Origin of the sequence: Clostridium tanneri (genome assembly GCF_033659955.1) — a bacterium.
GTDB lineage: Bacteria > Bacillota > Clostridia > Clostridiales > Clostridiaceae > Clostridium_AM > Clostridium_AM tanneri.
Window position 1 is genome coordinate 104,831 of the sequence record NZ_JARUJP010000006.1, and the last position, 15,105, is coordinate 119,935.

Genomic DNA, 15,105 nt, shown 5'->3' on the forward strand with positions numbered 1-15,105 from the left:
TCACCTCTTTTTTAAATATTATGCATATCATCATTTTCGTTCATCATATCCATCACTAAATCTGAAAAAAGGCTTTGCTGCTCATAACCACTTACAGAATATTCACTTCCATAGAAGTACAACTCTTCACTGCATTTTCTCATAATGCATTTTATTATAGAGACTAAATTATTCTGTCTGTTTCGTTCTTCTAGTTCATTAGTGTATACCTCATTAATACTCCATGTTTTTCTAAGTACATAGCTATTAGTAAGCTCTTTAATGTTTCTTGGAGACCACATATTGCTATTTATGTCTGCCAGAATCTGAACTTTACTCTTTATATTTGAAGTTAAAAAATTATAAGGGTTAGTTATTATTACGCTATTAGCTTTTTCTGCTATTTCTTCTAATTCTCTAAGAGAATAAAAATCAGTAGCATCACTTCTAATGAAGTCTATAAACTTCTGTTCTGGGTTATCCATTTTATTAAATTGAAGTAGTATCCCTATAAACTTTTCTGCAGTTTCACTTAAATTTTTGCATACTAATATGTTATTTCTACTTCCAGGAACAGTAATCAAAAGTTCTAGATAGGCTCTTCTAAAAAGCTCATCTAGAGGAATTCCCTCCATACCAGTATATAGCCTATGCTTGTCAATCCAGTTCTTTAGGTAGTTATATCTTTTAGCATTCTCTACTCCAATTCTCTGAATAACTTTTTCTTCTAAAGGTTGAAGCATATTATTCTTTACTGCATACTTAGAAAGTATAGATGATTTTATCAAATCTAAATTTAATATGGTATTAAAAAATCTTCGGTAATCATCTATAGTAAAATTACTTTCTATCCTCTCACTACAAAGATAAGCTATTACTACTAAAGCATGAATGAAGGGATTATCTATTAACCTGCTTTTCTTAGATGTGTTTATTACACCTATACCTATACCCCTTAATTTACTTTCTATCTCATAACTTAATATAAAATCATTGTATGGAGACATCAGTACTATTTCCTCTGGTTTTTTCCCTTTACAAATAAGTTCAACTATTTTGTCTCCTATTTTCTCTATCATCTCGCTTCTAAGCTGAGAAGATATATCAAAAGAAACCGGTATTTTACTATCCCATCGGGATATGATATTCAAAGTTCTTTCATTAATTTTATCTGCAAAGGTTATAAATTCATCCTTGCAGCAAAAATGTTCCTCTAAATTTAAGCTGTTATCGATAAATGTCAAACCATCTTCCACATATTTAAGATCTGCTCCATAATAACTGCAAAAACCACCATCAGGATTAGTAAAAAGATAAGCTTTATCTATACTTTCAGTTAAAGTATTTATAAACTCTATTTCTGCTGGTGAAGCTTCATCTAAGTCATCAACAATTAAGTATCTTATTTTTTTCAAAGATTCTAAGTAAATAGTATCTTTTAACAAATAATTATTATATAAGTATACACTTAAACCATAATCTACAACTCCTTGACTTAAAAATCTATTTATATATAGTTCTATGATTTCGTCCATATGGTTATAGGTTTCTTTGTCAATTCCCTCTTTCACTTCTATTGAATTATATATTCTACTGCCTATTTCTTTTATATCTAACAAAGATAAAGCCGCTTTGTTTATATTTGAGACTAAATCTGATGCTATTCTACTAGAGGTGGAAGTTATATTTGAAAGGTAGCCCTTACTTCGAAAAAAACTCACTAAAATTTCCATCATGTAATTTGCTGTGTCTGCTGATACAAATTCCGGCCCAACTCTACTTTTCTTTATTTTAGAGCAATTTTTCTCTACTATTGGCCAATACTTTATTAGCTCTTTTCTTATAAAACCCTGATATGTGAATATCTTTGTTTCCGAGGAAGTTCTCAAGCATAACTCTCTCTTCCAGGTTAATCCTTGATATCTATTCATTATAAATACTAGTATCTGATCAGTGTTTACATTTTCCTTTTCTACTAGATACTTATACTTTTTTATAGCCAATGTTGTCTTACCACTAGCTGACTTTCCATTAATTAATATGCATTTTTCTGTATTTTTATCGTTTATTATTTTATTCTCTACTTCTAAGTACCTTATTCTAATCACCTCAATTATAAAGTGTTCTATAGTTTTATTTTAACACATAACCTATTTCCTCTGTTAATGGTGTTTTTCACCACTTAAAAACTATCTTATTATATAATAATACTTTATCAACCTAATTCTAAGTTATATACAATAATACGTAAAAACTTTTGAAAATGCTAACTCCAACTCAGCCTTCAAAGAAAGCATTGAGTTGGAGTTAGTTTTAAAAGCCGAGCCAAAACTAGGTTTTCCTTTCTTAGGAAAGTTTTTAAGTAACATACTTTCATTAAGTATGTCAGTATTTAATGCTCTAAAGCTTTACTATATACTATTTTACTCTTACCTTTAATGACTTGTTATCCCTTGCCCTCTGCACTGCCAATATCCCATCAAGATGATCATACTCATGCTGTATAAGCTCTGACATTCCGCCTTCAAACTCTCTTACTTCTAACTCCCAGTTTAAATTTCTGGATTCAACTCTACATCTCTTATATCTCATCACATCTACTAATATATCTGGAAAGGACATGCAATCGTCTAATACTTCCATCTTCTCATCATCTTCAAAAATCAATACAGGGTTAATATACACGGTAGGTTTTCCATCTATATAAGTATATATAAGCCTTTTCTTTACTCCTATTTGAGGAGCAGCTATCGCCCTTCCCCATCCATGAGTTTTTTGAAAGCCTATGATAGTATCCTGTAAATCCTGAATTACTGATTTAATATAATCCAGCTCCTCAAACTTACATTCTTCTGAAATATGATACAATTCTTTGTTGCCTAATAACAGAATTTCTTTTATCGCCATAGTTTCATCCTCCTTAATATATTTACATTTTAAATTTGTTTACCTTGTCCATCATATCCTTAGTCATGTCTAAAAGCTCCCCTGCTGTATCTGCCACCTCGTTAGAAGAACTACTCATTTCTCTTGATGCTGCAGCAATTTCTCTTGAGGAAGCTGCTGTTTCCTCGGAAATTGCTGAAGATGTTTCTATTTTTTCTAAAATAGTATTTTTCTCCCCGCTTATATTTAAAGCGGACATGTTAACTGCTTCTATTCTAGGAGTAATTCCATCTACAGCTTGAATTATTGTTTTAAAAGAATCTATATTCTCCTTAATAATGAGAATCTCATTATTTAACTCTTCGCTCATACCTTTTGTATTATAAAGAATTTTTTCTGTTTCATTTGATATTCCATCTATAAGCTTATTTATATCCTCTGATGATATCTTGCTCTGATCTGCTAAGTTTCTTATTTCCTGGGCAACTACGGCAAACCCTCTCCCTGCTTCTCCAGCTCTGGCAGCCTCTATAGCAGCATTTAAAGCTAAAAGGTTTGTCTGATCTGCAATATCATTTATTACCTTTGTTATTTCATCAATTTTATCTATATCTTTTACAAGTATATTTATTTTTACAGAAAACTCTTTAAAAGAACCACTAATCTCTGTTATAGACTGTATTAAAGTTTCCAATTTATTATTGCTTTTATTAGCCATATAGTTAACATCTTTGGCGGTAACATCTATTTCTTTAATAGCTTGTACCATTTCATCTAGATTCTCTCCAAATCTATTTAGTACTGTTGTAATTGATGTTAAATCTTCCGCCTGCTCTTCAGTAAAATCTGCTACTGTAGAAATTTCTTTAGACACATTTTCAGAAATAACAGACATTTCTTCGGAAATAGAATTTAAATCTTTGGATTTATTATTTATGTTCTCAGAAAGATTTTTAACATCAATTATCATTTGCATAAAGGATTGATGCATTCTCTGTGCAGCCCGAGACAAATCTCCTATTTCATCATTTCTTTTTACGTATTCCTTAGACACTTCCACAGATAAATCTCCCTTAGATATAATTCCAAAGTAACTCACTGCGCTATGAAGAGGGTCTGTTATACTTTTTGTAACTTTAACAACAAATAAAAAGGCAAAGAAAACTACTGTTAAAGTAATTAGCCCAATCATACTCATTAATTTTACAACCTGTTCATTAATCTTACTTTTCTCTACCCCTAAAAAAAACATTCCTATGTTTTTTCCTTCCCTATCCTTTATAGGAACATATTTTACTTCATAAGGTGTGTTTAAAATATTTGTAGTACCTACATATTCTTCCCCTTTATTTAATACTTTGTCCACAACCTCCGCTGAGGCCTTGGTTCCAGTAGCTCTTTTTCCTGAATTAATGATAGTTGTAGAGATTCTTGTATCATTTAAAAATATAGTAATTTCGTCACCAGTATCTTCTTTTATTTTATCTACAAACTCATGGTTGTCATTTACTAAATACTGGCCTTTGTAAAGTTTATCTCCATCTATTCTCCAATATCCACTATTAACTTTATCCATCAAAGTTAACGCTAATTTACTATTTGAATTTAACTGTTTATCAAGATTGTTTTTAGTAAGAATATTCACTTGATAAAATGTAACTGTTAAAATAGATATACTTAGAATTGCTAATACAAAGGTTATCATTAAAAATAACTTTCCTCTAATTTTAAGTCTTCTCACTTAAATTCCTCCTTATATTTACGTATAAAAACTATCATTTTTAAGGCAAATACTTTTAAATTATTAGTATTTTAACGATACATATAAACTAATACATACTTTACAAATATTTCAAATAGCACTTATTACTAATTCTAATATATAATTGCATTTTTTTCAACTTAGTATGGTATAACCATACTATATCTATAAATCTTAAAGATATTGTGGATAATAAAAATAAACTCCTGCTTTTATAATTATCAAACAGTTATAAAAGACAAGAGTTTTTATCTCAATTTATAAAAAAATTCTAATATATCTTCATCTAAGTGCAGTTTTTCCTTTTTAAGAACTACATTATAATATTCAATAAGGGGAATTGTTGTTGATTCATAAAGAATATGATGCATTTTTAGCCTACCGTCTTCATCCGTATTGTACATTTCTTTTATTATAACATCTTTAAGACTTGATTTTTTTATTCTCCATGAAGAGTTATTATTAGTCTTGCTCTTGGGATTCTTATACCTATGTTTAATAAAATTATCATAATCCTTTATGTACTTAATACCTTCCTTCGTGAATATGACCAGTCTAGTACCAGTATACTCTCCAGTGTCAAAATTATATTGCCTTATAATATGAATATGCTCCCTTCTCCTATTAGAATAGGTCCTTTTTATATTCATATTTAGCTCTCCCTATTAATATATATCTTTAATTCTTCTATTCTTTTTTCACTTATCTTCTCAATCTTAAACACCAAGTTCTCATATTCTACAGTGTGTTCTTCGTCATCCCTTGGAATACTTCCTAAAAGATCAACTACGAATCCACCAATAGTATCTGAGTTATCTGACTCCAATTCCAAGTGTAATAACTCATTTACTTCATCTATTGAAAGTAGCCCATTTACTATGTAGGTATCTGCATCTATCTTTTTAACTAGCTGCTCATACTCATCATATTCATCGAATATGTTTCCCATAACCTCCTCCACTAAATCTTCTATGGTCACAATGCCTGAAAACCCGCCATATTCATCTATGAGAATTGCCATAGGATTTTTCGTATTCTGTAACTCCTTAAATAAGATATCTATATTTTTGTTCTCCGGTACAAAGTACGGTGGTCTTAGCAACGCTCTTATATCTACCTTATCATTACAATCTTTTAGTATAGTACTAAACAGGTCTTTTATATATAGTATTCCGATTATATTATCTATGTCTTCTTCATATACAGGTACCCTAGAATATTTCTCTTCTAATACCTTTTCAATAACTATATTACTAGGAGTATCTATATCTATTGTAAATACATCTGGTCTGGCTTTCATTACTTCTTTAGCTAAGGTATCATCAAATTCAAATATACCATTAATCATTTCCTTTTCTGTTTCATTGAAAAGACCATTTTCCTGGCCAACTTCTATCATTGATCTTATCTCTTCCTCAGATACTTTTTCTTCCAGATTTTCCAGGTTCATGCCACTAAGTCTAATTAAAATATTAGTAGAGTTTGAAAGCAGCCTTACGAAGGGTTTAGCTATCTTTGAAATATATAAAATAGGTCTTACAGAAGCCATAGCAATTGTCTCAGATTTTTGTAAAGCCACTCTTTTAGGAAATAGCTCACCAAAAACTAATGTAATATAGGCTAATATTATGGTAACTATAATTACAGAGATTCTCTCAGTATAAGGTATGTTGAACCTCATAAGAAACTGTGAAAAACTTTTTGACACAGATGTAGCCGCAGAAGCACTAGCGAAAAAACCAGCAAGAGTAATCCCAACCTGTATTGTTGAAAGAAACTTACTTGGCTCTTTTAACAATTTTAATATTAGCTGTGCCTTTTCATTTCCTTCCTCCGAGAGATGATTTATTCTATTTTTATTTAGTGAAACTATAGCCATTTCAGCAGCTGAAAAAAATGCATTTATAAGAGTTAAAATTAATATCAAAAGTAATTCCGGAATTATACTTGTAGTTGAGTTATCCATCAAAGCTGCTCCCTTCGAAATAAAATACAACCTTCCTTTAGAAAATACCTAAACGAGAGAATAGGAATTCCTTATTATATTTTTACAATTAAGCATTATTAATATTCTATTAAAGTACTAAAACATGAATTGGCATTTAACACTGAGGAAAGGGCTACTTATCAATAATTTTTACATTGTTTTTCAATACATGTAAAAAAAATCGATGACATATATCATCGATTTTTCACTGTAATTTAAATGAGATAGTTAGGTTAAACATATATTTTAATACAGTTTTACTTTACCAGTAACATACTTCATCCCTAATGCGTCTATCTATTCAGCATCAAAATCAATAAAGTAATTTCTCTCTGATGTATGTATCGTGAGGGTTGATAAATTAATATTGTCCTCTAAAATATCCACTCTGTATTCGAACATGATATCATCATTTTGCTTCTTCATGAATAAGTAACTTCCTTCTTCTTGATCCTCGGCCTCATCACTTATTTCAGCGTAGATTTCTGCGCCACTGACTTCCCCAGGATATCCTGACTTTCTTATTTTTTCCTCTATTGCTTTAAAAAACTTTTCCATTTTTTCACTCTCTTTCTTTTTTAAATATCTATTTCTTTTCAAATCAAGTATATACTATGTTTCTAAATAACAGCAGCCCTAATCATTATTAATTAATGATCAGAGGAAAACTTCACTTATCAAACTCACATGGTTCTTAGTAACCTCTCGGCTAATAATTACTTCATATTTTAATTATTCAATTAGATTATTATACCTTCAAAATGATCCATTTCATGTTGAATTATTTGTGCTATAAATCCAGTAAACACTTGCTTTTGCTTCTTAAAATTTCTATCAAGATACTCCACTTCTATCTTTTCATATCTCTTTGTTTTTCTAAAGCCAATTAAAGATAAACAACTTTCTTCAGCTTCATAAATCTTTTCTTTATTTAATACAACTGGATTTATCATAGGCACAATAAGGTTGCCTACAGCAAATACTAATATACGCTTCTTTACTCCAATCATATTACCAGCTAATCCAACACAATTCTCAAGGTTTGCCCTTAATGTATCTATTAAATCATCAATTACCACTATGTCATTTTTAGTTGCATCTTCTGATTTTTGTCCTAAAAACAATATATCTTTTATAATTGGTTTTATCATAATTTATACCTCTTTTTTAGTTATATTTTTTACAAATTGTTTATGATGATACATTGCACTGTACTAAATTTATGTTTAACTCAATGACAAATTACTATTTATAGTTAACTCATAGTTTTTTATAAATGTGATACTTATTTAATCCATCATAGCTACTACTTATAAAAATCTATAAATTCAACCTTAAAACCTTAAAATTTTCTACTGGCTTTTCTCCAAAAAACACTAAAAGCCCTTGAAATCAAGAGCTTTCTATTGTACCAATATCATGGTTTAAATATGGTGCAGGTGAAGGGAGTCGAACCCCCATGCCTAAGGCGCTAGATCCTAAGTCTAGTGCGTCTGCCAATTCCGCCACACCTGCATATTTAATTTATAATTAGCAATAGAATATTATAAATTAATATCTTTATTCAATTGCTTTTGGTGGCTTACCGGGGAATCGAACCCCGGACACCATGATTAAAAGTCATGTGCTCTACCGACTGAGCTAGTAAACCATCTGGCTGGGATAGCAGGATTTGAACCTACGAATGCCAGAGTCAAAGTCTGGTGCCTTACCGCTTGGCGATATCCCAATGTGTTGTTTTGTTCACCACACATTTATATATTATAATGAGTTATGTCATACTTGTCAACTACTTTTCGATATAATTTTATCCAAAATATAAAAAAATAATACATTTTTTTTAGTACATTACTTTATAGGTATGATGCGACACAAAAATTTGAGGCACTGAACACTGGTATTCAGTGCTCCAAACTTTTGTTATGCATTACATATCTTTGTATGCTTTATATCCTAACACAGATTCAGCATTCTTAACTGCTCTTAACACAGCTTGCTCTACCACCCTTGCTGCAAGTAATCCTACAACACTAAGGTCTGCTTCAACCGTTCCTGTTGCCATAGCGAATATTGTGTCTCCATCAAACATGGAGTGAGCAGGTCTCATAGTCCTCCCATATCCATTATGGGCCATAGATGCTATTTTATTCATTTCCGCTTTTGTAAATTTTCCATTGGTAACTACTACACCAATAGTTGTATTGCCGCTAAATAGATTCCTCTTTTCAGAATATCTAGAAATCATTACTTCTTCCGTATCAACAAAGGTACTTTTATCCTCATTTAATGCCCCTGCAATTATTTTCCCAGTTAAAGGATCTACCACATCGCCAAGGCAGTTAACAGCAATAACCGCACCTACCTGAAGATCTCCTACTTGAAGGGCATAACACCCTAATCCACCTTTCATGGAGTACTCAGGACCATTAATTTTTCCCACTGTTGCACCGGTACCTGCACCAACGTTACCTTCTCTGCACTGGTTGAGCTCTGCATTTCTACATGCTGCATAGCCCATTGACTTATCCGGTCTTACCTTATAATCTCCAGCAACTAAATCAAATAGTACTGCAGAGCATACTATAGGTACCTTTGTAACAGCTACATCAAAACCAATATTTTTTTCTTCTAAGTATTGCATTACCCCACTAGATGCATCTAATCCAAAAGCACTGCCTCCTGAAAGAGTAACGGCATGGATTCTATCTACCATATTCACTGGGTTAAGTAGATCTGTTTCTCGAGTGCCTGGTGATCCCCCTCTTACATCAACGCCAGCTGTAGCTCCAGCTTCACAAATAACCACAGTACACCCTGTAAGAGCCTTTAAGTCCTCTGCACTTCCAATCTTTATACCTTTTATTTCATTTACTAAAACTTCTTTCATAAACTCCTCCTACTACTTGTTAATTTAAATAATTGACAATGGACATTGCTATCCATTGTCAAAATAAAATTAAAGTACTTTAACTAATATTTTACTCCAAATCATTTTGCCACTCAACTCTACCCTAAGGTAAATACTTTAATAAGCGCAATTAATACTCCTGTAATTCCCTCTCCACCAAGTAATCCCGATGATACAAGCAGACCATCTTCATCTGAATCCGGTTTTATCTTTTGAACTATAAATTTTAACAGTCCTCCAATAAAAGCGGCGGTGGAAATATACATAGGTAAGTATATTCCTATTCCTACTGTCATTACAGGGACTCTTAATAAGAATAAGATTGTTCCTATAATAAGTCCAGCTAGAAAGGCATTAAAGTTTGGCAATCCTGAAACCATAGTGGATACTGCATAAGCTTGTGGTGCTACCAGTTCTGTCCCTGGTCCCATATTTCCATAAGCCTTATGCATAACAAATAAAACTGCTACTGATACAAAGGCACCCACTAGACCACCAACAGTCTGAGCTATAAGCTGAGCTTTTGGTGAGGTTTTAAGAATAAATCCTGCTTTATAATCCTGTAAAGCGTCACCAGCAAGACCACAAGCAACAGCAATAACTCCAGCTACTAAGAAACCTTCTATAGGACCAACATTAACTAAAGCTTTTACTAAAAGTAATACTAGTATTCCGAACACTTCCATTGGGTTTATACCTGTTTGGCCAGTTATAGTCGCTGCCATTGAAGTTGTGACCCAAACACCTAATATTGTAATAATACTTGGAATAAGCCTCATTTCTGTAAAAATTGTAAGCATAAAAGCAATAACTACAAAAACTATAGGAGCCCATTTTAAATTTATACCGTTGTCGCCAGTTTCACCTTTAAGCATTGGTGCAAATAACTCTTTAGCCTTTGGAAGTATACCTTTTATAAGAACTCCAATGCCTGCCCCTACTATAAATCCTATACCTAGGCTATCTTTAAAAGCTGTAGCTGCTGCTACATCCTTAAAGATTCCCTGTGAAATACCTACAGGAATTAGAAAGAAATAACTAATCACAGCTCCTAGAAACCAGGTTCCCATGTATAATGGTCCAATAATATATCCAATGCCTACTGCCATCGGAGATACCCAAACACCAAAGAATATATTTTTTGCTGCTAAAGTAGAAGAAGTTATAGCTGCAGGAATTTTTCCAAAATAATCCCTTATTGCTGTAAACACTGCAGTAATCCCTAATGTTATAAATAGAGTTTTGGCTTTGCTTCCACCTTCATCACCTGCGACAAGGGTCTGAGCTGCTGCAATCCCCATAGGAAAAGGCAATTGCTCCTTCTCAATAAAGTACTTTCTAATTAAAACAGTAAAGATTATTGCTAAAATGGTTCCTGATAAAGTGACCATAAGCAAAGATAATACACTTACTGCTGCATTTTTATTTATCATCCATATTCCAGGTATGGTAAATGCTAATCCCCCTGCTACAAGCCCTCCTGCCGACATAGTGGTAGCTGCAACATTTATTTCGTTTAAATTTGTCTTTCCTAATGGCTTTAGTACCGCCATAGATAAGATTGCAACAAATATCGTTGGCCAAGGAAGGGCTCCCATTCTAAGTGCAACATACATTGAACTTAAAGTGATTATGAAAGCACCTAAAGCTCCAATTATTAAACTTCTAGCTGTAAGCTGTTCCTTATAACTCTGTGCATATCCTATATTTTGGTTTTTACTATTTTTCACCTTACTCCCTCCATAAGATTAGTGAGGATTTAAATTAGTTATATAATCCTCATAATAATCACCACCTAAATATTACTTTATGTTTAATTCTCCTTAAAAATTTTCTATCTAAAATAGTCTCATGAAGCTATACCATGAGACTATCAACTATGTCTTATTAATCGAAATACCAAAATCACTATAACTATTCACTTGTATTCTGCTTAAAATACTGATTTTCTTTCGCTTTTATAAGATTATAAAGCACCTGATTTACCGGTGTCTTAATCCAATATCTTTTACCCTCCTGTACAATAGCACCATTTATTGTATCTATTTCTGTTTTTCTCTTATTTAAAATATCTTGGAGCATAGAGGATTTATTATTTGCAGTGTCTATAGCAACCTTCATAACCTTTTCTACAGTTTCTGCTTTATTGAGTTTTATACCTGCAGCTTCTGCAACATCTACCGCCTCTTCAATAGCCATTGTCATAACTGTTCTTGTATCTTCTTCATTCAAAAGTTCTCCGTTCTTTACTTCTAGTATAGCTGTAAGAGCATTTATCCCTGCGTTAACTATAAGCTTTTTCCATACAAGTTCCATCACGTTATTTGAGATTATAGTATTAAATCCTGATTTATGTAGTAATTTACTGATAGCATCTATGCTATTACTTTTGTTGCAACCTACCCAGCCTATACAAGTGTCCCCTCTTCCTGCATGACTGATTTTTCCTGGGCCTATCATGATAGCACCATGGGATGTTGTTCCTGCTATTATGTCATCCCTTTTAACATATCTCTCTATCTGCTCAATATTGCCATATCCATTCTGTAAACTCATAACTAAAGTATTAGGGCCTAGAAGATCCCTATTATTCTCTACGACCTCCCTTGTTAAGGTAGACTTAACAAAAACTATTACTAAATCTACAATGCCTATCTCAGAAGCATTTGTAGTTGCTTTAGGGTAAGTGATTAATTCTCTATCTTCTTCTTTTATAATAAGACCATTTTCGTTTATTTTATCTATATGCTCCTGCCAAATATCAACCAGATACACTTCTTCACCAGACTTTGATAGATATCCACCATATAAACTGCCCATAGCTCCTGCACCAATTATAGCTATCTTCATTTATAATACCCCCCACCTTGAATTATTGTATTTATAGCCTAATACAATTTCTTCAATACCTTCTTTTCATACTGTTGAAGATCAGAATCGGCACCTTAAACTTGGTCATCTTTTTCCCTCCTAATATTCTACATTGCGGAATTCAATTCTATATAATAGAATTAATTTTTCACTGATATATAAATATGCTCTAAAAAGACTAAAAATTACTTTTTTATAAACAGAAAAAGACATAGTTTAGAAGTAATTACTCCTAAACTATGTCTTTCTTTAATTTTAATTTATCTTCGTCTTATTTTTGAAACTGCAGTTATTACTGCTGCAGTAATTATTACTGATAAAATTGCCTCTGGAATTCCGTTAGTTGCACCAACAGCTATTATTCCTTTCTTTGCACCACTAACGCTTAAATGAAGTACCTTTGCGTAAGGTTCAAGATAAATAGCATATATCATTCCAAGAACTCCTATGGTATTTGTAAGAGAACCAACTGCTGCTGCAACTGCTATATTTAAACTTTTAACATTTGTTCTCACAATCCTATAAGTATAGTAAGCGGTTAAAGCTATAAGCACCCTTGGTACTACCGCTACCAATGGATTCATAAAGATAAAGGATACTGGTGTCGGTGTTGTAATGGCTTGTACCATACTGAAGATACCGAAAATTAATCCTACCATTGCCCCTACTACCGGTCCTTCTAAAATAGCACCTATAATAACAGGCACATGTAGTATAGTTGCTTTAACTGGTGGAATTGGTATAAACCCTAATCCAGTCACTCCTAATATAATGGAGATAGCTGAGAGCATACCAATTACAGTAAGCTGTCTTGTTTTAAATTTTACTCCTGTTCTTAATCCTTTTTCCATAATTCTTCTTCGATATTATTCCTTAATGGATATAATTCGAAATTCCCTCCTTTATAAAATGTTGTTCAGTTTCTTAAAGAATACCGACGTTTTAATTTTACCACTTTTATAGGGAATTTCAATATTACTTTCAAAGTAATAATATTCTTAGTTTTTGAAAAAATTATTTATTTTTTAATTAGCTTTAGATTAAAAGGATTTTTAACCTAAAGCTAACCTTAATCAATATCCACATTTTCTTAATCCTAGAAAAAAATTAATTTCTTATCAAAGGAAATCCTTCCTTAAAGTATTCCTTTGGATATAGTAAGTCTATTACTTTCTCTTTCTTGCACCTTCCATGTTCCATAAATACATCAGGTACGCCCTTTAAGGATACTCTTACATTTTGTATATTAAATATATCGCAAACATTTTCTATGCATTCTACTACCTGACTATTACCGCTTTCCTTTACATATCTATTTAATTCTTCCCCTCTTAACCAATCTTCATTGCCTCTATAATTTTCATCAAAATTTACTACTGTACATTTTAGTTTACTTCTATCGTTTCCTGATATAGATGACATGAAAAAGGTTTTTACCATAATATCGTCTAGTGGTAAGCTATATCCAGCAAAAATTATGTGCTTTGCATTTTTCATTAGTAATCCCATCTCTGTTTTTATTTCTTCTAAGGGAGGTATACTTCTTTTTTTTGCTAAAGTCTGCATTATTAGAGGCATATCATAAGGGTAGGTTACTTGACCACAATAAGGACATTCTATGGCCCCTCTCTTGTACTTAGCCTCCTTTTTTGTCTTGTATTTCCAATTAATTTGTAATTCTTCACATACAGATGGCCCAAAAACTTCTGTTGATAATCTGTCCCACCTGTTGCCAAAGGTAGTTATATATTTACCACATTCTGGACATATTCTTGACCCAAATACCCCGTGAGGAAAAAGTATCTTTCCTATTCTGACTATCCTAGATGGGTATTTATAATCATTAACTCTTTTGCACTGAGATTCATCTGCAGTGTACCATATTTCTGATTCTGAACTGTCCATTTCTGTTGAAGTTATTTTACTTCCAAAATCATCAAATAGCCTCAATTTTAGTCCGTCTGTTAAATGAACTGGATTATCATTTTCTTCCTTATGGGCATTAAATATATTCCATAACAGTATCGGGTCCCAGTTAAAGGATATAATAGCATAAGAGTAAAGGTAAAATCTCCTAGCATCCCGTTTATACCCTCTTTTCTCAAAGAATAAGGCCTCTTCTCTCATAAGCTCTGTAAGTACTTTAGAAAATTCGTAGTAAGAACTTACACTAAGTTCATCCATATACCCTGGTGACTTCTGCACACTTATTCTTTCCAGTTCTTCTATAAGTAAAATCAAGCATCTTTTCGCTGCTTTTATTCTATCAACCCTTAAAAATTCAGTCTTCCCATTACAAAAAGCATTAAAACCCATATCATTATCTATAAGTTGATCAAGCATTGTAAAAAGCTCATGCATATTTAATTTAGTATTTGTCTTTAAAATAGTTTCTAAAGCTTTCAAATCATATATTTTTGAAAGCCTAGGATCCTTTATTAAATCTTCAGTTACTAATTTTTTAAAAGCCTTTTTTAATTTTTCATCTTTATTTTCTAAAAAGGAAAAATCATTATTATTAATTTTAATTACTAATTGAATTAACTCCTTAGTGGCGTAAAGACCTAAAGATTTAGTAGCTCCAGCACCCCATAGTATCACTGTTTCTGGCCAATATTTCTCCGGCATACCTTTGCCCCCTTATTAAAGAAATCCGCTTTAAAATAATCTATGCTTATACCTTACAATTATGTGTAGAATTTATTTGTCTTA

The 15,105-nt window shown here is 32.0% G+C and carries 12 protein-coding genes and 3 tRNA genes; all 15 read right to left on the reverse strand.

Features of this window, described 5'->3' with window-relative positions:
• Positions 1 to 11 precede the first annotated feature (11 nt).
• Entirely contained in the window at positions 12 to 2,087 is a 2,076-nt protein-coding gene (locus P8V03_RS06960; protein WP_346432502.1) for a UvrD-helicase domain-containing protein, read from the reverse strand.
• A gap of 310 nt (positions 2,088 to 2,397) precedes the next feature.
• Positions 2,398 to 2,886 (reverse strand): peptide deformylase, encoded by a 489-nt coding sequence (locus P8V03_RS06965; protein ID WP_318797522.1) that lies wholly within the window; start codon positions 2,884 to 2,886, stop codon positions 2,398 to 2,400.
• 22 nt (positions 2,887 to 2,908) lie between these two features.
• On the reverse strand, positions 2,909 to 4,606 hold the full coding sequence (locus P8V03_RS06970; protein ID WP_318797524.1) for a methyl-accepting chemotaxis protein: 1,698 nt from the start codon (positions 4,604 to 4,606) through the stop codon (positions 2,909 to 2,911).
• A 269-nt stretch (positions 4,607 to 4,875) separates the two neighbouring features.
• Positions 4,876 to 5,277, reverse strand: a complete 402-nt coding sequence (locus P8V03_RS06975; RefSeq protein WP_318797526.1) for a hypothetical protein — start codon at positions 5,275 to 5,277, stop codon at positions 4,876 to 4,878.
• 2 nt (positions 5,278 to 5,279) lie between these two features.
• Entirely contained in the window at positions 5,280 to 6,593 is a 1,314-nt protein-coding gene (locus tag P8V03_RS06980; RefSeq protein WP_318797528.1) for a hemolysin family protein, read from the reverse strand.
• 318 nt (positions 6,594 to 6,911) lie between these two features.
• Positions 6,912 to 7,172 (reverse strand): hypothetical protein, encoded by a 261-nt coding sequence (locus tag P8V03_RS06985; RefSeq protein WP_318797530.1) that lies wholly within the window; start codon positions 7,170 to 7,172, stop codon positions 6,912 to 6,914.
• Positions 7,173 to 7,354: 182 nt separating this feature from the next.
• Positions 7,355 to 7,765 carry a peptide deformylase gene (locus tag P8V03_RS06990; RefSeq protein WP_318797532.1) on the reverse strand — a complete coding sequence of 137 codons (411 nt, stop codon included), beginning with the start codon at positions 7,763 to 7,765 and terminating at the stop codon, positions 7,355 to 7,357.
• 280 nt (positions 7,766 to 8,045) lie between these two features.
• Positions 8,046 to 8,129: transfer RNA gene (locus tag P8V03_RS06995), tRNA-Leu, on the reverse strand.
• Positions 8,130 to 8,189: 60 nt separating this feature from the next.
• Positions 8,190 to 8,265 (reverse strand) — tRNA-Lys (locus P8V03_RS07000).
• A 3-nt stretch (positions 8,266 to 8,268) separates the two neighbouring features.
• Positions 8,269 to 8,343 (reverse strand) — tRNA-Gln (locus P8V03_RS07005).
• 198 nt (positions 8,344 to 8,541) lie between these two features.
• Positions 8,542 to 9,501 carry a P1 family peptidase gene (locus P8V03_RS07010; protein ID WP_318797534.1) on the reverse strand — a complete coding sequence of 320 codons (960 nt, stop codon included), beginning with the start codon at positions 9,499 to 9,501 and terminating at the stop codon, positions 8,542 to 8,544.
• Positions 9,502 to 9,620: 119 nt separating this feature from the next.
• Positions 9,621 to 11,252: an OPT/YSL family transporter gene (locus P8V03_RS07015; RefSeq protein WP_318797536.1), complete on the reverse strand. Its 1,632-nt coding sequence runs from the start codon at positions 11,250 to 11,252 to the stop codon at positions 9,621 to 9,623.
• A gap of 184 nt (positions 11,253 to 11,436) precedes the next feature.
• Positions 11,437 to 12,372, reverse strand: coding sequence for a ketopantoate reductase family protein (locus P8V03_RS07020; RefSeq protein ID WP_318797538.1), 936 nt, complete (start codon positions 12,370 to 12,372; stop codon positions 11,437 to 11,439).
• Between the two features lie 281 nt (positions 12,373 to 12,653).
• Positions 12,654 to 13,244, reverse strand: coding sequence for an ECF transporter S component (locus P8V03_RS07025; protein ID WP_318797540.1), 591 nt, complete (start codon positions 13,242 to 13,244; stop codon positions 12,654 to 12,656).
• Between the two features lie 256 nt (positions 13,245 to 13,500).
• Positions 13,501 to 15,021, reverse strand: coding sequence for a hypothetical protein (locus P8V03_RS07030; RefSeq protein WP_318797542.1), 1,521 nt, complete (start codon positions 15,019 to 15,021; stop codon positions 13,501 to 13,503).
• Positions 15,022 to 15,105 lie beyond the last annotated feature (84 nt).

Bases quoted from the DNA above. Each gene is read 5' to 3' on its own strand.
- P8V03_RS06965 (WP_318797522.1), bottom strand. From the start codon at position 2,886: ATGGCGATAAAAGAAATTCTGTTATTAGGCAACAAAGAATTGTATCAT.
- P8V03_RS06975 (WP_318797526.1), bottom strand. From the start codon at position 5,277: ATGAATATAAAAAGGACCTATTCTAATAGGAGAAGGGAGCATATTCAT.
- P8V03_RS06980 (WP_318797528.1), bottom strand. From the start codon at position 6,593: ATGGATAACTCAACTACAAGTATAATTCCGGAATTACTTTTGATATTA.
- P8V03_RS06985 (WP_318797530.1), bottom strand. From the start codon at position 7,172: ATGGAAAAGTTTTTTAAAGCAATAGAGGAAAAAATAAGAAAGTCAGGA.
- P8V03_RS06990 (WP_318797532.1), bottom strand. From the start codon at position 7,765: ATGATAAAACCAATTATAAAAGATATATTGTTTTTAGGACAAAAATCA.
- P8V03_RS07010 (WP_318797534.1), bottom strand. From the start codon at position 9,501: ATGAAAGAAGTTTTAGTAAATGAAATAAAAGGTATAAAGATTGGAAGT.
- P8V03_RS07020 (WP_318797538.1), bottom strand. From the start codon at position 12,372: ATGAAGATAGCTATAATTGGTGCAGGAGCTATGGGCAGTTTATATGGT.
- P8V03_RS07025 (WP_318797540.1), bottom strand. From the start codon at position 13,244: ATGGAAAAAGGATTAAGAACAGGAGTAAAATTTAAAACAAGACAGCTT.
- P8V03_RS07030 (WP_318797542.1), bottom strand. From the start codon at position 15,021: ATGCCGGAGAAATATTGGCCAGAAACAGTGATACTATGGGGTGCTGGA.